The sequence below is a fragment of the Ihuprevotella massiliensis genome, from assembly GCA_900095835.1.
GTDB lineage: Bacteria > Bacteroidota > Bacteroidia > Bacteroidales > Bacteroidaceae > Alloprevotella > Alloprevotella massiliensis.
Window position 1 is genome coordinate 2,252,337 of sequence record LT608321.1, and the last position, 22,193, is coordinate 2,274,529.

Below are 22,193 nucleotides of genomic sequence, written 5' to 3' on the forward strand. Positions count from 1 at the left end.
TAGTGGTACTAGTGCTTCTAGCCCGAGCCCCGCTTTGCGGGGCGAGCGAAAAAGGGTCTGCGACCCTCAGTCTGCGGTGAGTTGATTCATTTTCATTGCTGTGTGAGGGTCCACTATTTTGAAGCGCACCACATCGCCATCGTTCAGTTTTTGGATGCCATCCACCAAATAGCGTTCGCCAGCTGAGAGACCACCGTTCACCACGTAGCCCCCCGAAAACTCAGCCCCAATCGTCACAGCACGTTGGTGCACACGCCGCTGCTTGTCCACCACAAATACATATTTCCGATCTTGCTCCTCAAACACTGCCACTTGCGGAATCATCATCGCGTTGCGCTTCTTCACCATCAACCGCACCGTCCCCATCTCGCCATTGCGCAGCAAGTTGTTGGGATTGGCAAACTCCGCACGCATAGCAATCGTCCCCGTGCTCGCATCAAACTGTCCGCCCAGGTCCACTATGCGACCCTGCGCACCAAACACATCACCGTTCGCCAACACCAGTTGCAAGCCACTCTGCGTGTAGCGTTCCGGATGCAGGCGATAGTCCAAATAGTCCGTTTCCGAGATGTTGAAATACACCATCACCTTTCGGTTGTCCGACAAACTCGTGAGCAAATCTCCATCGTCCACCAGACTCCCCACTTTGAGGGGAATGCGTCCCAAAATGCCCGAGAACGGAGCCTTGATGAGCGACAAGCGTTTGCGCTTCACCGCCAGTCGATAGTCCGCCTCCGCGCTGCGCAGTTTCGCCGCGGCCATACGCTTCGCGTTGACCGACACCACCTTGTTGTCCGCCAGTTTCGACACATTTTCCAAGTCAATCCTCGTTTGTTCCACCTCCGCCTTAGCTTTGGCAATCTCCTCGTCCACGCCCACGGCAGCAATGCGAAAGAGCGGTTGTCCCGCCTTCACATATTGTCCCTCGCTCACGTAGGCCGCTTGCAGCAGACCCTTCTGTTGCGAACGAATCTCCACGTTGCGTAGCGAGTTGATGTTGGCTGCATAGTCTTTGGGCAAATCAATGCTGTCCACCAGCGGAGTAGTGGCGGTGTAAGTAGTTTCCACCTGCTGTTCTGCCTTTTTCTGGCAGGCGGTCATTGTGAGGAGTCCGGCGCAGAGTGCGGAGAGCAAAAAATGTTTCATCTTCATTGTTAGAAATAGCGTCTTAGTTGAACGAATGTCTTAGTAGACTGCTTGTTGCAAAGTCCTGTAAAGGAATGAGGGAGGCAAAACCTTGGATTTCATCCTTCGTTTTCTCGCCATGGCATAACTCGAGCAAGCTCGGTTCTGCTCATTTGGCTTAACGAAAACCTTGGATTTCATCCTTCGTTTTCTCGCCATGGCATAACTCGAGCAAGCTCGGTTCTGCTCATTTGGCTTAACGAAAACGTTCCAATTTGGGAGAGCGAAACTACATTTTTCCATTTACCCCCCCTCTGTGCAATAGTGAAAAAAATGTTAGTCCTCTGCATTTCGTTTCATTTTGTGGTCGTTATCCCTCCAAATAGCGATTGGAGTTTACAAATTGGGATTAGACATTAGACGTTAGAGGTTAGACGTTAGACGTTAGAACCATGCGGCGATGAGTGTCTATAACTGTCCAATCGCGCTAGACCGAGGCAAGCGGAACGCAGTGCAGCCGCAGCCGAGCGAAAACGGGTCCGCGACCCTCTAACGTCTAATCTCTAACGTCTAATGTCTATTCTCCCCGAGGCAAGCGAAACGCAGTGCAGACGCAGCCGAGCGAAAACGGGTCTGCGACCCTCAAACGTCTGATGGTTAAGGTTTAAAGTTCGAATCGTCTAAAAAACTATTTTTCGAGGAAATTTTGAAGAAAACTTGTTTGCCTATAAATATTTTTGTATATTTGCCACAACGAACGGTGTTTTCTACTCGAGCTAGTTCCCCGACCGGGAAGGATAACCGATGCAGAGAGACCGTGTTTCCATCAACTATCCATAAAATGAGTAACTACTTTTCTATGGGAAACACGTAGCAAAGCCCTGTTGTAGACACCTAGTTTTTAACTTTTAATATCTGTTCGCTATGCCACCCAATAACCTCACCCCCGCTTGCCGTCGGAAGCGAAATGCAGCAGTAGCTACAATCACCAACACCGACCCGCAATACATGACGCCCGAACAGCTCCGTTTGCGCCAGTTGATCATCGACACTGCAGACAGTTCCTTCCGTCAAAAAGGCATCAAAAAAGTCACCATGGACGAGGTGTCTAAAAACATCCACATGTCGAAACGCACCCTCTATCAGTTTTTCCGCGAGAAGGAAGAATTGGTGTTGGCATGCGTGAAAAACAACTTGGACCGCGAACAACAATTCGTCACCCAAATCTCCGTGCGCTCTGCCAATGCCCTCGAAGTCATCTTGCACTTGTTGGAATATCGCATCCAGGACTTTGCCTCTGCCAGCGACCACTACCTCCGCGAGATTAATCGCTATCCCACTGTGGCGCAGTATTTTAAAAATCGTCGTGCACAAAGCATGAGCGAACTTGTGGAACTTCTCAATATCGGGGTGGAACAAGGGGTGTTTGTCGACAATTTCAATTTTGTGGTGTTTAGCAAATGCATGGGATTCCTCTCCGATAGTGTGCTCCAACGCGAACGCGGCATGGAAGAATTTACCATCTCCGACTATATGCGCCACTTCGTCGTGACGCTCTTCCGCGGATGCGCCACCGATAAAGGACGCGCCATCATCGACGAATTCTGCCAACAAAATTGTCCTAATTAGACATTAGCAATTAGACGTTAGAGCCCTGCGAGAATTGACATTTGGCATTAGACGTTAGAGGGGAATAGAGATTAGAATTTAGACGTTAGACGTTAGAGCCCTGCGGCGAAGAGTCCAACCGCGCTAGCCCGAGGCGAGCGAAACGAAGTGTAGACGAAGCCGAGCAGAAAGGGTCTGCGACCCTCTAACTATTTCCTCCCACGTTTTTTGGAAAATGTCCATCGTTTTAGAGAAAATCTCCCACGTTTTTTCTAAAACGATGGACTTTTTTGGGCTTACTGAGGCTGCTAACGTCGCGAAGAAAAAAGATGAAAATATTTTGTTTGTTGCGATAAATTCGTAACTTTGCAGTATCGCTGAGAAGCGTTATCGCGAAGAAGGGTGCCATGTGCTGCCACATTGCCCTCGATTTGCCTTGTATAACCTCCTGGGAAACACCACCCAATAACCTACCCATCAGTGGGATGCCGCAAGTTTGCTGCATTCACCTTAATCCATCGTATCATGAAAAAGACAGATTCCTACAACAAGTATGTGCCGCTTTTCATCGACAACTATGCCGAACAGCGGTCTGCCAAACTCCGGGCTCGCATGGGCTGGGCTGGATATGGCATCTATCTCGCTATCCTACAGAGACTTCGTTCTGAAAAAGAGTGTGTGCTCGAACTCGACTATGAGTCGCTCGCCTTCTCCTTCTGGACGGACGAAGAGACGCTGCGCACCATCATCGAAGACTTCGGACTCTTCACCATCAACCGCGAAAAAGGGTGCTTCTTCTCTCCGCTGCTCGACGAAATGTTGCTCTCCATCGACCCTGCACTCGCCAAGGCAAGGAATAAGAAATATGCTGTGCAAGTTCCTGCAAATGAAGAACTTGCATCGTGTTTTGCGGCAAGTGTAGCAGAAAACGGCTGTAAAGTGGCTGAAAAGGGTGTGCAAGTTCCTGCAAATGAAGAACTTGCATCGTGTTTTGCGGCAAGTGCAGCAGAAAAGGGCTGTAAAGTGGCTGAAAAGGGTGTGCAAGTTCCTGCAAATGAAGAACTTGCATTGTGTTTTACAGCAAGTGCAGCAGAAAACGGTTGTAAAGTGGCTGAAAAGGGTGTGCAAGTTCTTGCAAATGAAGAACTTGCATCTTGTTTTGCAGCAGATGCGCAGGAAGGCGATTGCAAAGTGTCAAAAAGTAGTGTGCAAGTTCCTGCAAATGAAGAACTTGCAAGTAGTTCTCGCGCGTGCGTGCGCGTTAACAAACAAACAAACGAACAAACAAACGAACAAACAAACGAACAAGAGAAAGAAGAGAGAAGAAAAACATCTTCTCTCCTCGTCACCAAGAAAGGGGTGGGTAGGGGAGCGAAGATGCAAAGAATGACGAGCAATGAGGAGAATATCTGCGAGGAATTAAGTCTTTTCGCAAAATCTTGCGATGTTCGCAGTGCGAAAAAGGAGAGCAAAGCGAAAACCTCCGCAACTCAGTCTGTGCGACGCAAACGTGCCAGTGTGAGAGGGCATCTTTTGCGCACTCCCGTCTATCTCAATCCTCCCACGGTGGAAGAGGTGGCAGCCTATGCCAAGTATTTGGGCTATACCGACTTTCAAGCCGATCGCTTTGTGGCGTACTATGCTGCCAATGGGTGGAAAACCACGCGTCACGACATGATGAACTGGCACGCAGCAGTGAGCACGTGGCACCTCAACCAGTGCCGATATGCCGAAGAACGAGCACAGCAAGTGCAGCAAAAGGCGCAGGAAAAAGAGCGCAGAGAACTTCAATATCAGCAAGATAGGGAATGGCGCAATCGGGTGTTTCTCGAGCGCAATGCTTCGCAAGAGCAGCAAGATCGGCTTTTCCACCAGCAGCGACAGCAGTTTCTCCAGCAGCAAGTGGTGGCAGCCGTCACCAGTGTGCACGACAAATATGAACTCCCTCCCGAAGTGCCTTTCTAATTCCCCCGAACGTCTGTTGGTCCATGCTTGCACGTCTGTTCGTAAGTCCTTGATTGTCTGATAGAATCTTCTATCATCGCAGCTGGATGCACCGCAAGGGCTGTTGGTAAGTTCTTGATCGTCAGTTGCTCCATGCTTGCACGTCTGATAGCCAGTCCTAGCATCGCTGCAGGATGCACCGCAAGGGCTGTTGGTAAGTCCTTGATTGTCAGTTGGTCAATCTTTGCACGTCTGATAACCAGTTCTAGCGTCGCTGCAGGATGAACTTGAATTTTTATTGATTGCAAACCTTCTTTCAAATATCTATTTACCATGAAACTCACTCCTTGTCCTTTGTCCGCACCGTCTTCATCGGACGATGCTTCGCTTTTTTCCGAAATGGAAATCCTCACTTCGCAACAATCCGCTATTGCACCTCCGCCTTCGCCAGTAGGGCAGGGGGAAGTAGTTTCGATTTCGCAACTTCTCCGCGCTTCCTCCGCATCTCCCGAGTCGGTGCTTGCCAGTTCCAATGCCGTAGCCCAGCAGGAGTGCCAGCAGATGCCGACCTCCGTGGCACAAAGGGACAGCGCAATAGCTCCGATTTCCACCTCCCCAGCCCCGATGCAAATGCCCACTGCCGTAGCCCAGCAGGAGTGCCAGCAGATGCCGACCTCCGTGGCACAAAGGGACAGCGCAGTAGTCCCGATTTCCTCCTCCACAGCCCCGATGCAAGTGACCACTGCCGTAGCCCAGCAGGAGTGCCAGCAGATGCCGACTTTCGTGGCACAAAGGGGCAGCGCAGCCCTCACCGCTTCCAATGGCAGTTCCTCAGCCCTCACGGCAGCGGCACAGCAGGAGAAGCAGCGCGAACGAACGGCATTTCTCGAACGCTACAATCCGCAGGTGTGTCGCCTCATGGCACTCGATGCCGACCGTTGTTTTCGCGGTAATGCACCGGCTCTGGCACGTGTGAAACGCGACTATGGCGTGCAGACTGCCGTGACGTGGATGACCATCCAACTGAGCGAGACGGCACGACTGTGGGGCAGTAGCGACAAGATTTCGGGAGAGATGTTGGAGGCTGTGGCAGAGTCGTTTGTGGGCGAATACAGTCATCTGAACTTGGCAGAGATTGGGCTCTATCTTTCGCGTCTTCGTGCTGGAGTGTATGGCAAGGTGGCGTATGGCAAACTCACGCCAGACCACATGGTGAGCCACGTGCAGACGTTTTTGGCGCAGCGTTCGCGCGAGATCGATGTTTTCCGTCGCGAACAGGAGCGCATCGACCGCCAGCGTGAGCGCCAACGCTGGGCTTCCCGTGCTGTGAGCCACGAGGAGGCGAAACGCCGCTATGCCGAAGCGCTTGCCCTCTGCAACAACGATCCCGACCGCGCGATAGAATATATGAAAAAATCTCGTTCCTGAGATTTTTTTAGACGTCTGTAATTTCTACACTACTAAATGATGATAGGAAATTTGGTAAATAGAGAAAATCTTCTTATCTTTGCATGTTACATTAACATAAAAAATAGAAGGCTATGGACACAGCTAAATGGACGAAATTGGTAGAGGTGGTGCTCTATGTAATTAATAAAAAGCAAGGAATCGACCATTACCATCTTTTTAAAGTTTTATATTTTGCCGAACAGCAACATTTGGTGAATTATGGACGGCGTATTGCTGTGGAAGATTTTATGGCATTACCCTATGGTCCAGTGCCGAGCAGCCTCTATGATGCCATCAAAAATAACAAGTTGAGCGAAATACTCGTTTCTAAAAAAGATGGTAATCGTATTTTGCTCAACCCTTTACGAGAAAGCAAAAAGTCATTTCTTTCTGTGTCGGATTGCAAGTGTCTTGACGAAGCCATTAAGGAATATGCAAGTTTGAGTTTTGAGGAACTTATGGTGAGGTCGCATGGTTCTGCCTGGGATGAAGTTAAAGAAACTACGGGGCTTATTTCCTCTCGTGCGATGGCTGAAGAAGCGAACGCTTCTCCTGAGTTAATCGCTTATATTGAAGAGCAAGAGTTTCTCCACAAAACATTGTCGTGATGGAGCTTACAGATGAGCAAATAGTTCAGTGGATACGCAATACAGTGGTTCCAGGACAAGTGTGGAGTATCGCGATGACGCAATCAGAGGGAGTGACCCCTCAATTGGGATATAAAAGTCGTAGGAAGTTTTTTGTGATTCTTGGCATCGATGCACTAGGCAATGTCTATGGGGGTGTGGTCATCAATTCAAGGGTGAACTCTAATCTCCCTCGGAGTATCACTGACCTCCATATGCCTTTATCTCAGCAGCGCAATTCTTTTTTGTTATATGATTCGTTTGTTAATTGCGCAGAACTCAAAGAAATAAAGGCTCAGCGTTTCTTAGCAGCTAAAATGATAGGTAGTGTTCACGATGAAGATTTTGAACTCATCAAAACTACTATTATCGGTAGCGAATTAGAAACAGAAGAGCATCTACGCACTTTTGGTTTAATTTAAGTTGTACTGTAAAAAGAACGAGCTACACATTTTGTTGTGTAGCTCTATTTTTTGTGTCTAGAGATTAGACGTTAGAGGGCTATCGCGATTGTCTCTCCTCCGCATGGCTCTAACGTGTAACGTCTAAATTCTAACCTCTAATCTCTAACGTCTAACGTCTAAAACGGGTCTGCGACCCTCTAATGTCTAAAAACTTTCCGTTGGTTATTGGGTTGGTTATTTCAAGGCTGCGAAAACTGCGATAAACACAAGGATTTGTTATCACAAAATCGCGTGAAATCCACACATCAAAAAGAATTCGTTGGTTATTAGAAATCTATATTTTTTGTAGCAACAAACAACGGATTTCTTTTGATGGCTAGCAAGAAGTTTGTACTTTTGCATCACAAAAGCAGTGCCAATACGTGACGAAGATGATTTTTAGGATGATTTTCGGCTGCGTATTTGTACTTAAAAAGAAGGAAGGAGCTACACACTTTGTTGTGTAGCTCTATTTTTGTGTCTAGACATTAGAAGTTAGAGGGGAATAGACATTAGACGTTAGAGGGTCACGGACCCTTTTCTGCTCGCCCCGACAAGCGGGGCTCGGGGGCTCGGAGGGGGTCTAGATTTTCTAGTCTTTCTAGTCCAACCGCGCAGCCCTCTAACGTCTAATGTCTAACGTCTAACCTCTATTCTCCAACGTCTAATACATATTTTCCGCTGGAAATTTGTTGGTCTGGAAAGAATGTTTTACTTTTGCAGAAGTTTCCAAGGGAAAATAATGAAAAACTTAGTGAGAAACTCATTAGAAACAGCTGAAAAGCTCACTATAAACAGCTGAGAAGCTCACTAGAAACAGCTGAAAAGTTCACTATAAACAGCTGAGAAGCTAGTCGTAAATATCATGAGAAGTAGAAAGCAACCTCATGAGAAAAAATAGCTCCCTCACAGATAAAATAGCTCCCTCAGCGATAAAATAACCCTTTGCCTTGCGAAACTAGATAAACAGATTGTATCACAACAAAAAATCAAAGTTATGAAAGCTAAAGAAATCACGACCGACTATTTCAAACAACACGTATTTGACTATGTAGCCTCGCCCAATGAGTGGAAGTTTATCGGACAACGTCCTGCCATCATCGACTTTTATGCCAAATGGTGCGGACCCTGCAAAGGAATGGCGCCGCATTTGGACCAAATAGCAGAAGAATTTGAAGGAAAACTCGATGTCTATAAGGTGGATGTGGACCAAGAAGTGGAACTCACCGAGGTGTTTGGCGTGCGCTCTATGCCTACACTCCTCTTTATCCCCCAAGAAGGATTGCCCCAAAAGGCGGTGGGCGCCATGACCTATGGACAACTCAAAGAGGTGATCGAAGATATCCTCCTGCCTAAGGCTTAATGCCCGCGGCTTCATATTGACATACTAAACTATTTTCTCGTGGAGAAAGCGCTGGTCAAGGGGATAAATCCTGGTGAGCAGTACTCCATCATTTCATTTACTTAATTATATATTTATATCATGTGTAACGAACATATCGTCCGTCTATTTGCTGGCATTGTGGTGCTTGTCGGTATTGTTTTAGCTCACTATGTAGCCGATTATTGGATTTTTCTTTCTATCTTTATGGGCGTAAATCTTGTGCAGTCCGCATTCACAGGCATTTGTCCGCTCGAACTCATCTTGAAGCGTTGCAGAAAGAAGTAGTCGTGAGCTGCACTTCATCTCATTCCTTTTGCCTTTTTCACCTATGGACCATTTTTGCCTTTGTCGCATCCGCGATCTCTATCGTGCCATCCTCAATTTTGAGCAGTATTTCGAGCAGCATTATGATTTGAATCTCAATGAGGCGATGTTGCTTTGCACCCTCAGTGCGCGCTCCTCGCAGACGGCTGGGGAGGTGGCAGAAGCCCTTGGGCTCACCAACTCCAATGCCTCCAAGGTGATTGCTTCTGCCGAGGCTCTCAAGCTCATCAAACGGCAGATGTGCAAGGACGACAAGCGGAGAATGCGCTTTTCGCTTACTGCGCTCGGTGAGGAACGGTTGGCACGCTTGCAGGCTGACGATATAGAAGTGCCCGAAATTTTGCGATGAAGGAGGGTGCTGATGTTCCCTCGTCTTGAGCGAATCCCCCTCGTCTTGAGAGAATCTCCCCTCGTTTTGAGCGATGCCGTTGAGCATCTTTGAGAGCGTCAGTCCCTAAACACGATGACTAGTCCCCTCTGCACCTCATGCGGAGGGGATTTTTGTGGGCGGACCACGGAGGTTTTGAGAGAATGCAACGGAGGTTTTGAGCGAAAGGGACGGAGATGTTTTGCCTCTTAAGCCAGATGTTTCGAGAAAGTCCATCGTTTGAGCGAAAGCAATGGAGATTTTACGAAAAAATTAGGGTGAAAATCGCAGGAAGTTGAGAGATGGAGATGAGGAAGTGGCGACAAGTTCGCAAGAATGTAGTGCGCTTTTTGCAACGAAATCCCTTTGTTTTGCCAAGTAGAGAAGGCAAAAAGAGGGGTGTTCGAAAAAAAAAGTGCAGTTTTTCTCGATTTTTTATCACTTTGGGGTCATATCCTCCCATATATATAGGGACGCTTCTCAACGAGAGCCTGCGGGGCGCAGCACTCGAGCGGAGACGTCCACGCCCCATCCTAACCTTGGTTGGCTGGCTGGTGATTCCGTGAAAAACACCTACACCTACACACACCTACTGAAGCTTAATTTGCGATAGTAAATCCCTCGCAAGAAGTGGAGGTTGCTTTCAAGTTGTGATCGTGACTTTCGCAAGAAGTGAGGATTCTATTTCGCAATTAGCGATGGTGACTTCGCAAGAAGTGTGAGTGAGCGTGGGGGTGACGGTTATCCGCTGAAACACCACTAGCAACCTATTGTTTTATCTTAAAATCTGTATTACTATGATTCGTTACAAAATCGTTTCTCGCAAGAATCCTTCCACCAAGGCAGAAAAGTTCCACCCAGCCCTCGTGCCCCCCGCACCCATCGACAGTCAGAAGATCATTGACCGCATCGAGAAGAAGTGCACCCTGGCTTCGAGCGACATCAAGGCGGTGGTTGACGCCTTGGAAGTGGAACTCATCGATGCTTTGCGCGATGGCAATGCCGTTCGCCTTGGCGACCTCGGTTCGTTCCGTCCGTCCCTCCGTTCTAAGGGTGTGGAGAAGAAGGAGGATGTCAACGCTTCTCAAATCACCCGTATGCACGTGGTGTTTGTGCCTGCGCTCCGTGTGAAACGCGCCCTCGATGTGAAGACGGGACATCTCCAGTTCGCCAAAACAGAGATGACACCCGTGGTGAAAAAGAAAAAGAAGGCGGAGTAACATTAGACGTTAGAGGTTAGACGGGGTCGCAGACCCGTTTTAGACGTTAGACATTAGACGTTAGACGTTAGAGGGCTCGCGCGGTTGGACTTTCCTCCGTGCGAGCCCTTGTTTTTTTAGTATTAATATCTAATACCTAACGTCTAATGTCTAATGTCTAACGTCTAATGTCTAACGTCTAATGTCTAACGTCTAACGTCTAACGTCTAACGTCTAAAACGGGTCTGCGACCCTCTAAATTCTAAATAAAGAAAACTATCCGCGGAAAAGTAATTAAAGAGTGTGTAAGGTGTTGTTTACAAGCAATACGTCTTATGCACTCTTTTTGTTTTGTAAAGGTTTAAAAAACGGGCGGAATAGAAAAAAAACATTATCAGGGTGTAATATTTTCCTGGTTTTCGCGGGAAGGGATAAATAAAATGTTTATATTTGGCATCTACAGAAGAACGTAAGAAAACTATCCGCTCGCAGAGAGCCATAAAAGTATAAGAACAAAATGAGGAAACTAGTCCATATAAAATGGTTGTTTGTCGCGATTTTCCTCGTGACGCTAGGAGCTTGTGGCACCGATGAACTCACCCAGCGCACTGTGCAGCCTGCGAGTGCGGAGGAGGAGCGTGTCGATACCATCAGACTACAGCTCGATTTCCCAACGATCAATTTCCATTCAGAAATCACGGCTGTGGAAGAAGGTCAGGAGGCGTCGAACCTCAAAACGCGTGCCTCTCTCGAGGTGCAAGACCGAGGCGTCACCAAAGTCAATCTTTTGGCGAATGGCACCCAAAACATGAAAGTATTCCTCATCTTGCGCAATCGAGATGGGTCGAAAGTCTATATTTCCGACAACAATGACTGGAAGGTAGTGGAAAGTCAGAAGTTGTCGGCTTCTGGTGTCTACACCTTCACGCAAGTCAAGGGTGCGCCCTTCACTTGGCAGGAAGACGAAGAGTGGATGCTAGATGCCATGATGGGCGGTACGTGGAACTCAGCCACCAAAACCTACGACATCAACAAGTCCTGCATGGTGCCCACAAAATTGTATAAGAAGGACGAAAAGATGGAGCTCAACAAAGACATCGTTGTGCCCTTCATCCTTGGCACCAGTTGGAAAGGTTTGCTCGACAACGACCTCAAGCGCAAATATGGTGTGCGCATGGCAGTGGCGAATGGCGACCGCCAAGGCGGAACTGCCTATCGTTTGATTTGCATCGATGCCGAACCCGACTTCGTGCCCTATGGCAGTTTGCTCTGCATGCGCTTCAAAAACGACATGCACAAGGCGTTGGAAGAAATCAAAGCTAAGTATGGCATGGAGTTCGACGGCTATTATCCTGGTGTCACTGCCACCTCTTTACTCAACTCATTTGTGTTGCGCGGAGTGAACATCGAGTCCACCTCCACCACTCTGGGGGGCTGGATCAATGTGGACGCCCTCGGTGCGCCCGATCGTCAGCTCCTCCCTTGGACGGGTTGCCGTCCCGATGGCAGTGCCTACACCTTCAGCACTGCCAATCCCTTCAAGCAGACCGTTCAGCTCGACAGAGCCGTGACGGGCAATATGCACACAGGCTATGCCCTGCCCCGCAAGAAGGACAGCGAGGCGGACAGCAAATACACCCCCTATTTCTATGTGTGGACCAAGTCGATCGACGAGTCGAAAGACCAAGCCTCACAGTTTGGTGGCGGAGAACTGAAAATTTCGCTCGACCTCTACAATGCCACTTTGGATGTGCCCATCGGAGTGCGCAAAGCCTTCAGTTCTGTGCGCAATCACAAGACGGGTCGTGCCTATTTCCGCGATGCCGGAGTGGGCGCAGATATTTCGATAAGTGCTTCCAACTATTTTGCACCCAACTTCGTTTATAACGATAGATCGAGAGCTAATATTCCTCATAATGATGCAGGAAGTATCTATCGTTGGCCCGATGCTGATGCAAAGAACTCTGATATGCAATATTCGTCTTATTACTATCATGAGTTATATGATAATGCACCTAATCGCCATTTCACCTATGGTAAGTTGAGATATTTCAAAGACGAATTTGAGGTATATGATCCCCCTTTGGTGAAGGGAGGAGTTCCTAGAGAGAATCATACGAAATGGGTGTTGCCCGACGAACTGACGGTTCGTGCCTTGTTCCCTCCTTATGGTATGAAGAACATTAATGAGACGAATAAGGAAGTTTACCCAGCTGGGGCACTACATAAAGAATTTCCTGAGAGAGTGCGCATTGGAGGTATCATTTTCAATAATATGACCTCCTACTATCATCGTCCATTGCCTTATACAAGAAAGAATTCGATAAAACCTACTAACTACGAGTCTTTCTATGGTCTTCGTTTTGTGGGCACTCCTTTCTGCTATGCAGTGCGCTATACTGTAGTAGGGCAGTGGCTTGCAAATAATGGTAAGACTATTCAGACTTTAGCGTTAGATGATTCTAGATATGTCATTCACACGCGCAGTGTTGCCGACTATGGTATAGATTGGAAGGATGAAGAGGCTTGCAAACGATTCTTGAAAGATGTGATTTGCGGCAATCTCCCCACCGATCCCAATACGCCGCCTCAAAATGCATTCTGGGGCGATTTCTGGAATCCCGATCCCAGCCTAGGCGTGGATATGCGTAACTATTTGGTACCTGGTTCGGGATTGCAAAATGCTTTAAATGAAAAAACTCGTTTATCAACGCAAAAAGTTTTCTTTATTGGGCAGTATTTCCAGTTTGCGGTGAGTGATAAGAATAATCCAACATCTCCATCGAACGCTAATCCTGCACCTTATGTGAAGAACTACAAAGTGCTTACGGGTAATGAGGAATACTCCTACACATTTGGTGTGAATGTATTCAAAGGTTTCGGTCCTTCTCTAAATAATAAGCCCCAGCCCGTTCTTCCGGTGCGTGCTCCTCGCGGATTGGACGACCCACAATGGTTTGTGACCTTGCAACAACAATAAAGTCCCGCGTGGCAGGCAGCTCAGACGCGTCCTCATGAGAGGTGGCGACAACAGCCACAAGCCACCTGCCCCCACACGGACCCTCCGCAGACCCGCACCACACTGCGTGCTGACGCTGCGCTTCTCTCCACGCTATGCGCCCATCGAGAATGGCGCCATAGATCATCGTTTACCCCTCACATAAGCAATAACGACAAATGAAATCCATACTGTCTAAACTTACTCTCCTGGGCATGACAGCACTCACGCTGTTGAGCTGCGCTCACGACTACAACCTCGTGGGCACGGAGCGAGAGCAGGGTAGAGAGCCCATCTGGATGGCGACCCACGTCACGGTGGGCACCACACGTGCGTTTGACAACACCACGGCAGACTATGACTCCAAAATCTACACCATACGACTCATCATCTCCGACAGCCAAACCGGACAAATCGTCTACAACGAAAAGACGGTGACACCGGCTGCGGTGCAACAACGCTATTCGCAGGCGGAGGGTGTGAACCAGCCGTGGAAAAAGCCCTTCAAGCTCATTCCTGGCAAATATGACTTCTGGTTTATTGCCAACGAAGGACAAGACTGGTATGCCCCCAATGCAAGCACGCAGGCTCAAAGGACTGCCAACTTCCAGTTGGGCAACCAAGCCTTGGACCGCCTTGCGGTGGGCACCCACATCTCTGGCATCTTCGGCAGCGAAGTGGCAGGCTCCACGGCTGCCCCCCTTTCGCATCTCGACTTGGCTACCTACAAGACTGGCGGTGGACGCGATGTGGTGTGGTGGCCCAGTGAGACGCGTCCCATGCCCATGAGTGCGGTGTATCGCAACATCACGGTGACCAGCACACGCAATGGTAAGGGCCAATCGCAGAGCGACCCCCAACACTTCGTGGCAGATGGTGACGAAGTGGTGAAATTGGTGCGCGCCTTTGCCAAGGTGACGGTTCACCTCGAGCGAGCAGCCGAAATCCGCCAGTTTAGCGATGGCATCTTCCCACGTGGATTGAGCTATCCTGTGTTGGGCGACTTTGGGGTGGTGCTGCTCAATCGCCCCCGCTATTGGTCGTATTTCAATAGCCCCCTCTTCAAAACCAACCACGCTCCTCGAGAGTACAAATTTTATAGCGACATCTTCCCCGAAGGTGAATCGCGCTATCGCTACGAACGCATCGCACGCGGTGAGTGGTTCTATAGTCAGTATCCCTATCAGCACTTGGTGAAATCGCCCGATGTGAACTACACCACTGCAGACGTTTCTGCCAATCCCGACGATCGACGCACCTACACCTACACCTTCTATGTGCCCGAGATGCTGCTCGAAAAAGGCGTCACCGACGGAGGTCCCAAAGGGGGAGTGGCAGAGCGATGGGACAGAAGTTTGCTCATCTCGCTCACTCCTAAGAATAGCGAACTGTCGAAAGATGGTCGCTGGGTGGAACCTCCCCTCACGGGCGACGCATGGCCCCTCGGGTCGCAGTCGGCATTCAAGAGCGGTCTCGAAGAAACGAAATACTTCAGCGTGGGACAGATGAATCTCAACGACCCCACACAGTCGTTGGCACAAAACGGCTATCTGCTGCCTAATGCCGATCAATATAGCAAATTCTCCCTCCTGCGCAACACGCACTATGTCTACACCGTGCGCGAAGCCGACCGCTTGCAGGTGGACGTGCGCATCTTGCCTTGGGAAGAAGCCGATGATCAAGGTGAACGCTATGTCTACAGCGAATTTATGATTTGGGTGCAAGATCCCACTTTCTCCAGTAGCAACAAGGAAAATCGTGTGACCATCCAAACCACTGTGCCCAACCACAGGTTTAAGCGCGTGAAGCTCACCTTGCTCGATCAGAACGGCGCACCCAACCCAAGTGCTCGTTTCCGTTACACGGATGGCATGGAAAATGGGGGTACGAACTCCAATTGGGTAGCCTTTGGCAATCAACCCAACATGCTCAATGCCTTTGGCCATGCCACTGCCATCATCAACTGGGCGAATACCAGCGGCAGCTCTGCTCCAGCCGCGGGCAAGGCTTTCATCAAAATCGAGTATTTCAGCGACGAGGCGATGACGCAAAAGCTGCCGACGCCTAGAGATGGCGTGGACGAAGTGATAGAAGTGCGTGCCTCCAACTGGCATGACATCTATCAACCCTAAACCCTCATCGCTCATCGCATTTGCCTCCCAGCGCGGACACAGCTCCGCCCACGGTGGCTCCTGCGCCTGTGCAGACTCAGCGGGGAATGTCTTTCCCCTCCACACCTATAGGAGTGGTGTGGTGCTCCTCCAGCACTAGCCACTCACAAACGACTTATCACGATTATGAGAATCCTTTATTCCGTTTTACTCTCTTTGCTTCTGCTTCCTTGCGTGGCTTCGTGCCAGCAGGAGGAAGTGGAGGAGTCCAACGAGAGAGTCTACGTGACTTTCCGCATAGAAGATGCCGACAAGCCTGGCACACGCGCTGTGCCCAATGCACCCACTGGCACTGAGGCTGGCGCAGACTATGAAAGTAGCTACAAGAGCGTGGACATCGTCTTTTACGACTCGAATGGCAACAAAAAAGTCTTCGCTGGTGGCAAGCAATCGTTTCACTTCGATGCCAGTGGTTTTACACCTGCAGAGAGTGAGAAATCTAAGTGGGTGGGCAAGGCTTATGAGCGCACCGCAGGTTCGGAATATCTGCGCGGAGTCTATCTCGATGGCATCAGCAAAGCCGATGTGGTAGGCACCACTTGCGTGGTAATCCTCAACTTGCCAGAAAACTTAAGCGTGAAACTCTCAAGACAGGGCTTTTACCCTAAATTGGACGACCTGCGTAAGCTGGAAGTGAAGAGCCTCTCTTCTGGCAATGAGAAGTTGGGTCCTAAGCCCTATCCCCAAAAGGCAGACGGCACTCCCGACTACAACAGCCCCTACTTCGTGCACATCATGATGTATGGCGAATCGGCACCCGTGGCGTTTGCTGCCAATCAGTCGGTGATTACAGTGCCCGTGAAGCGCACCATTGCCAAGGTGAAAATCCTTCTCACCACCAGCGAACGCTCCTCATTGAGTTTCTTGGCTCCGCTGACGATGAAGTTTTTCTATCGCAAGTTTCCCCAGAGGACTTATTTGGGCAACAACCGCTGGAAACCCGCTAGTGTGGGGAATGGTCAGCGTGTCGGCATTGACCACCAAGTGGACGCTACCACTCCTGTGGAGGTGAGCGCTACCCACTCGGCTTCGAAAAATAGGAACTTTGCCTCGTTGGAGTTTTACATCAACGAATATGGCACCTTGCCCGATGCCTTCATGACGCCGCCTTATGTGCAGCTCAGAACAGAATTCGGCAGCATGCTGACGCGCTATTTCCGCATCATGCTCCCTCGCGGCATACAGCGCAACAAGGTCTACACTCTCTATGTCACCCTTGCCGACGCTGGCAATGAAGAGGAGGATGGCAAGATTGGCTATTCTTTGAAAATCACTAAAATAACCGTGGGTCCCTGGGACAATGGCGTGGAGCGCTTCTTCCCCGAAGAGTATTATCCCGTCAAAGACTTTACGGGACACCCTGATAATACAGACGACCAAATATGATGTACACTTTCCGCAAAGCAATAACAAGAGCGCTCTCCTTATGCGGAGGTGTGGCTCTGCTTACCTCAGTGGTGGCATGCGATTCGTCTGACTTATCTCTCGATGAGCGCCCGGCTAATGAGGTGACCACAGCGAAAAAGCCTGTGGTGAAATTTAGCATCCTCAAGCATGGTAATGGCGTTAGTGTGGGGGCTGATATGCAAGAATTTGAAGATGAAATCAGAAGCTTGTATATCGATCCCTTTGGGGAGATCAGCTTGACTAACCTTACCAAGACTGAAGACCACCTGAAGGCGGAATGGCCCGTCACGATGCCGGTTTCAACCAGCTACGAGTTACAGTTCGTGACGAATCTCTCACAGTCAGATCTTCAAAAAGTAAGAAATGGTACTGTGCCTTCGCCTTCTAGCCTCTACCTGAATACCAGGGATTATCTGCGAGGATATAATGGGAATTCAAAGAATACGCCTCTCGTGATGTTTTGTCGTCTGGATGATGCTCCCTTTACAAGGCAGGGTAATGATTATGTGTATGATCACGAAGTGGTGCTTCAACGCATCTTTGCTCGTTTTGATTTCCAAACTTATTCGTTGCCCGACGGCTTTAAGTTGAAGAAAGTGACAGTGGAGCAAGTGCCCGCAACATTTATATTGCAACCATCTGTTGCAGACGATTATAAAACGCAAAATACTAATTTCCCTAGCACTTTTGGTTATCTGCCCAATGGTAGTTATAAGCTGTGGGACAACGCCGCGGGGACTTTGACGAGCAATGATTTTGCCTCTTGGCAAAAAAGTCCATGGGGGGCGGCTGGAGATCCAAAGCCCGACATGTATCTGAGGGGGCACTTTTATATGCCACCTCATAAGGCAGCTCTTTCTCCCGACTATTTCGGCACGAACAAGCATGGCAACATGTCTTTCCTTCGCTTTGTGTTCACCGACAAGCGCAATGAGACCCACGTGCGCCTATATCGACTGGGTAGTTCAGATAGTCCTGGTCTATGTAGCATTTTGCCATCAGCCAACTATCAGATTCGTATCAATTTGTTGGGACGAAATCAGGTGCGCGATGAAAGCGACACCTATCTCAAGCAATTTGACGAAGGCACTGCGAAAGCAGCTTTTCTCAATTAGCCAAGCTACGAGAGGTTTGTTTTGAGTTTCCTTCTCGGGCTTGCGCTTTTTGAGCCAGTATAGGGGACAAGCGCCTTGCAGGGCGCTCGACATTTCCCCTAGAGATAAAAAAACAACGAAAGAGGACGCAATGTTTTGCGCCCTCTTTTTGGATACTTTATCCCAAATCGGTCATTAGACCGTTATAGTGCTTTTATGTGGGATGCCTCACGAAATGTGGAAGTCGGTGCTATTTTATGCGGAGAAGGGTGGAGTTTTTCAAAATTTATTGCTACATTTGCTCGATTCTATGGTTTAGCGTCTGAAAAGCTCACCGCCAGTGTGGTCAAAGCAGCGCAAAAGATGGGTTTTGACTTGCCAAGTTGTGATCCCTAGATGCTAACGTCTGTTTTAGACATTAGACGTTAGACGTTTATTAGACGTTAGAGGTTAGACGTTAGACGTTAGAAGGCTGGCGCGGTTGGACCCTTTTCCGCAGGGCGCTAATGTCTAACCTCTAATCTCCAACCTCTAATCTCTAACCTCTAACCTCTAACGTCTAATGTCTAACGTCTAGTGTCTAGCGTCTAGTGTCTAGTGTCTAACGTCTAATGTCTAACGTCTAACGTCTATTATGTTTCAACAATCTCTATATCATCAGTTGCAAAGCCAGTGGCGTGCGGGGCGTTTGCCGCATGCCATCCTCCTCGATGGTCCGGAAGGTGCTGGACACATGGCGGTGGCGCTCGACTTTGCGCGCCTGCTGCTGTGTGAAACACCGCAACAGCATGGTGAGGAACAACAAGCCTGTGGCACTTGCCCCGGATGTGCCATGACGCACAAATGGGCGCACCCCGACTTGCATTTTGTCTTCCCCGTGATTCGCCCCAAGAATGCGTCGAGCACCACAAGCGTGGTGAGCGACCTCTGGCTCAAAGAGTGGCGCAAGATGCTCTCGGAGACCACGCATTTCGACCTCGCACAGTGGGAAATGGAAATGGGCATCGAGAACCAACAACCGCAGATCTTTGCCGATGAGAGCGACGAACTGGTGCGCAAATTGTCACTGACGCCTTCGCAAGGGGGCTGGCGCGTGGTGGTGGTGTGGTTGCCCGAACTCATGCACCCTGCCTGTGCCAACAAGCTCCTCAAGCTCCTCGAAGAACCGCCCACACGGACGGTGTTTCTCCTCGTGAGCCATCGCGCGGAGGGGATTTTGCCCACCATCCTCTCGCGTACACAACGACTGGCGGTGCGCGCCATTCCAGAAGCGGAGATAGCGGAGCACCTGCGGCGTGAACGGGGCATTTCGCCCGAAGATGCGGCTTATGTGGCGCACACGGCGCAGGGCAACTATGTGCGGGCGCTACGTTTGCTCTCTGTGGGGCACGACGAACAGGAGTTTCTCGACATGTTTGCGCTCTTGATGCGCAAGTGCTACCTGCGCGACATCAAGGAGATGCACGCGTGGAGTGAGCGCGTGGCGAGTTGGGGACGCGAGCGTCAGAAGGCTTTCTTGGACTATGCGCTGCGGATGGTGCGCGAGAATTTCATCATGAACTTCCACCGCCCGGAATTGAACTATATGACCCGCGCGGAGGAGGAGTTTTCGGTGCGCTTTTCGCCTTTCATCAATGAGGGTAATGTGCTGGGTATCTCCGACGAACTTGCCCTTGCTCGACGCGACATCGCGCAAAATGTGAACGCCAAAATGGTGTTCTTCGACTTTGCCCTCAAAATGATTGTGCTGTTGATTTCTTAGACGTTAGATGTTAGACATTAGAGGTTAGAATAAGAGCAGAGGACATTGTGCCCTCTGCTCTTATTTTGGCTAGATGTTCTAGATGTTCTAGTAGTACTAGTGGTTCTAGTCCAATCTCTAACGTCTAAATTCTAACGTCTAACCTCTAATAACCACAAATCCCCACTCACCTGCAAAGATGAGTGGGGATATTATTATAGCGTAATCTGTATTTTAGAGGGCAGTTGCGATGGGCTGTCCATTGCTGCAAGATTCTAACGCCTAATTGCCTCCGAGGCGAGCGAAGCCGAAGCCGAGCGAAAAAGGGTCCGCGACCCTCTAACGTCTAATGTCTAACCTCTAATGTCTAAAAAGGGTCACGGACCCTTTTATGCTCGGCTTCGTCTGCACTGCGTTCCGCTCGCTTTCGTTGCCCGCGCAACGGCATCGGCAAGTCTTTTACATCAAACAGCCAACCACCGCAAGCCGTTACGCAACCACGCACGCCCCAAAGCGACCTCATTCTTTCAGCAGGCGCTCTTCTTCCAAGTCGATGCGGTGAATGAAGTGTCGAATAATCTCCTCGTCCACCCTTTCGTTCTCGTTATTCAACTTGATCAGCCACAACCGCTGTTCGTTCAGTATGTTATGATAGTTCTTGCGCAGCTCGTCATCGTACAATGTGGCCAACCCTTCGCTCTCCAACTGCTCGTTCCAGTGCGTAACCAGGCTGTTCAACAGGGCCGAACGCGCAACATCCTCACACCTATTGTTGCGTTGAAGGAAATCCAGACTGACCTGTGCCATACCAATTCGTATGATGCGTTCCGTCTCTTCGGGCGGCAGATGGTCGTCGTAGTTGGGAAATTTCACCCATTTAAGCAGCACTGGGAGCGTTAAACCCTGAAAAACAAGTGTGAGCGTAATCACCACAAAGGTGATATACAGCATCATGCTGCGTTCGGGAAAGGGCGTCTGTGTGCCTGGAATGTAGAGCGGAATGGCCAAAGCAGCCGCCAACGACACCACGCCGCGCATGCCCGTCCACCCTAAGACCAAGGGACCGACTATTCCTTGCGAACGCGCATCGGCCACAGTGATGAACTTACTCATAAAGCGCGTGACGAACACCGCGCTAAACGCGGCACCCATACGTATTACCACCAGCGCGCCCGTAATCAGCAGTCCGTAGGCTGTTGCAGTCCAAAGGTTAACGCCATCGGCTTTAAGTCCAGCCATTATCTCGGGCAAGTCTAGTCCGATAAAAAGGAAAGCCAACCCGTTGAGCAAGAATATAAGGAAGTTCCACACGTTCTCGGCCCGCAGTCTAGACGAGGAACCGATGATGAGTATTCGGCGATAGCTGAAATACAAGCCGCCGCTAACCACCGACAATACGCCCGAAGCCTCAACCGTTTCGGCACAGATGTACATCAAGTAGGGGCTGATGATGGAGAACATGGTGTCGATATTCTCGTCCATCGGCAGCCATTTGTGCAGCTTGATAAGCACATACGACAGCAACACGCCCACACCTGCACCGCCAATAACCATCCAAACGAACGAGGCGGCGGCCTGATGCCACACAAATTGGCCCGTACCAACGGCGATAAGGGCAAACTTTACGATGATAAGCGAACTGGCATCATTGAACAAACTCTCGCCTTCGAGCATGGCCGACACGCGCCGCGGCACTTTAACAAACTTCATGATGGCCGCAGCCGACACGGCATCGGGCGGCGAAACGATGCCGCCAATCAAGAAACCTAGGGCAACAGAGAACCCTGGAATGAACGTGTTGGCAATATACCCTACAACCAAAGCCGTAATAAACACAACGATAAAAGCGAACGAACCGATGATGCGCCGCCAGTGCCACAGCTCTTTCCACGAGTTGGCCGCTGCGGCCTCATAGAGTATCGGAGGAAGAAACACGAGGAATATCACATCGGGATGGATGCGCAAACGGGGCATGCCGGGGACGAAACTCAGGGCTATGCCGCCCAAAACAAGCATCACGGGATAGGCCACCTTGATGCGATGGCTAACCATCACCAGCAAACAGATGGCTACAATCAGCAGAATAGATACGACAAGTTGGTGTTCAATCATATTGAGTTGACGAGTTGATGAGTTGATGAGTTGACGTCGAAGTCATCTAGACTTTTAAAATCTCTACAAGTTGAGAGGAGTTTATTATCTTTGTACTGTAAAAACCAAGATAAACACTCCTCTCATGTACGAAGTTCTGGACAAAGATACAATATTCTTGAATCTTTTGCGCGCGTAATCTGTGTTTTAGAGGGCAGTTGC

The 22,193-nt window shown here is 49.5% G+C and carries 16 protein-coding genes; 14 read left to right on the top strand and 2 right to left on the bottom strand.

Annotated elements, in window-relative coordinates; all coding sequences use genetic code 11:
- Positions 1 to 66: 66 nt before the first annotated feature.
- The gene (locus BQ2633_RS09055) at positions 67 to 1,146 is read right to left on the bottom strand and encodes an efflux RND transporter periplasmic adaptor subunit (RefSeq protein WP_083234071.1); all 1,080 of its coding nucleotides are present in this window, start codon (positions 1,144 to 1,146) and stop codon (positions 67 to 69) included.
- A gap of 903 nt (positions 1,147 to 2,049) precedes the next feature.
- On the opposite strand from BQ2633_RS09055, the gene BQ2633_RS09060 reads away from it, so the two are divergent.
- From BQ2633_RS09060 to BQ2633_RS09145, 14 genes are all read left to right on the top strand, one after another.
- Complete coding sequence (locus tag BQ2633_RS09060) at positions 2,050 to 2,754, top strand: TetR/AcrR family transcriptional regulator (protein WP_075566606.1); 705 nt, start codon at positions 2,050 to 2,052, stop codon at positions 2,752 to 2,754.
- A gap of 504 nt (positions 2,755 to 3,258) precedes the next feature.
- Entirely contained in the window at positions 3,259 to 4,698 is a 1,440-nt protein-coding gene (locus tag BQ2633_RS09070; RefSeq protein ID WP_141700183.1) for a Lin1244/Lin1753 domain-containing protein, read from the top strand.
- Positions 4,699 to 5,010: 312 nt separating this feature from the next.
- Positions 5,011 to 6,105: a hypothetical protein gene (locus BQ2633_RS11350; protein WP_141700185.1), complete on the top strand. Its 1,095-nt coding sequence runs from the start codon at positions 5,011 to 5,013 to the stop codon at positions 6,103 to 6,105.
- Between the two features lie 113 nt (positions 6,106 to 6,218).
- Positions 6,219 to 6,734, top strand: coding sequence for a Panacea domain-containing protein (locus BQ2633_RS09085; protein WP_075566615.1), 516 nt, complete (start codon positions 6,219 to 6,221; stop codon positions 6,732 to 6,734).
- Positions 6,734 to 7,174 carry a type II toxin-antitoxin system PemK/MazF family toxin gene (locus BQ2633_RS09090; RefSeq protein ID WP_075566616.1) on the top strand — a complete coding sequence of 147 codons (441 nt, stop codon included), beginning with the start codon at positions 6,734 to 6,736 and terminating at the stop codon, positions 7,172 to 7,174. The genes BQ2633_RS09085 and BQ2633_RS09090 overlap by 1 nt, the downstream gene beginning before the upstream one ends.
- Before the next feature lie 1,018 nt (positions 7,175 to 8,192).
- A complete protein-coding gene (gene trxA / locus BQ2633_RS09095) occupies positions 8,193 to 8,558 on the top strand; it encodes a thioredoxin (protein ID WP_083234020.1) in 366 nt (121 codons plus the stop codon).
- Positions 8,559 to 8,678: 120 nt separating this feature from the next.
- Positions 8,679 to 8,864, top strand: coding sequence for a YgaP family membrane protein (locus tag BQ2633_RS09100; RefSeq protein ID WP_075566618.1), 186 nt, complete (start codon positions 8,679 to 8,681; stop codon positions 8,862 to 8,864).
- 43 nt (positions 8,865 to 8,907) lie between these two features.
- Positions 8,908 to 9,252, top strand: a complete 345-nt coding sequence (locus BQ2633_RS09105) for a MarR family winged helix-turn-helix transcriptional regulator (RefSeq protein WP_075566619.1) — start codon at positions 8,908 to 8,910, stop codon at positions 9,250 to 9,252.
- 815 nt (positions 9,253 to 10,067) lie between these two features.
- On the top strand, positions 10,068 to 10,490 hold the full coding sequence (locus BQ2633_RS09115) for an HU family DNA-binding protein (protein ID WP_075566622.1): 423 nt from the start codon (positions 10,068 to 10,070) through the stop codon (positions 10,488 to 10,490).
- Between the two features lie 496 nt (positions 10,491 to 10,986).
- A complete protein-coding gene (locus BQ2633_RS09120; RefSeq protein WP_141700186.1) occupies positions 10,987 to 13,449 on the top strand; it encodes a hypothetical protein in 2,463 nt (820 codons plus the stop codon).
- Positions 13,450 to 13,646: 197 nt separating this feature from the next.
- Positions 13,647 to 15,599: a hypothetical protein gene (locus tag BQ2633_RS09125; protein ID WP_141700187.1), complete on the top strand. Its 1,953-nt coding sequence runs from the start codon at positions 13,647 to 13,649 to the stop codon at positions 15,597 to 15,599.
- 165 nt (positions 15,600 to 15,764) lie between these two features.
- Positions 15,765 to 17,024, top strand: a complete 1,260-nt coding sequence (locus BQ2633_RS09130; protein ID WP_075566626.1) for a hypothetical protein — start codon at positions 15,765 to 15,767, stop codon at positions 17,022 to 17,024.
- A complete protein-coding gene (locus tag BQ2633_RS09135; protein ID WP_141700188.1) occupies positions 17,021 to 18,160 on the top strand; it encodes a hypothetical protein in 1,140 nt (379 codons plus the stop codon). Before BQ2633_RS09130 ends, BQ2633_RS09135 begins: the two co-directional genes overlap by 4 nt.
- A 613-nt stretch (positions 18,161 to 18,773) precedes the next feature.
- A complete protein-coding gene (locus BQ2633_RS09145; protein WP_075566629.1) occupies positions 18,774 to 19,901 on the top strand; it encodes a DNA polymerase III subunit in 1,128 nt (375 codons plus the stop codon).
- A 498-nt stretch (positions 19,902 to 20,399) separates the two neighbouring features.
- On the opposite strand, the gene BQ2633_RS09150 is transcribed toward BQ2633_RS09145, so the two are convergent.
- Positions 20,400 to 21,992: a Na+/H+ antiporter gene (locus BQ2633_RS09150; protein ID WP_176720113.1), complete on the bottom strand. Its 1,593-nt coding sequence runs from the start codon at positions 21,990 to 21,992 to the stop codon at positions 20,400 to 20,402.
- Between the last annotated feature and the right edge of the window lie 201 nt (positions 21,993 to 22,193).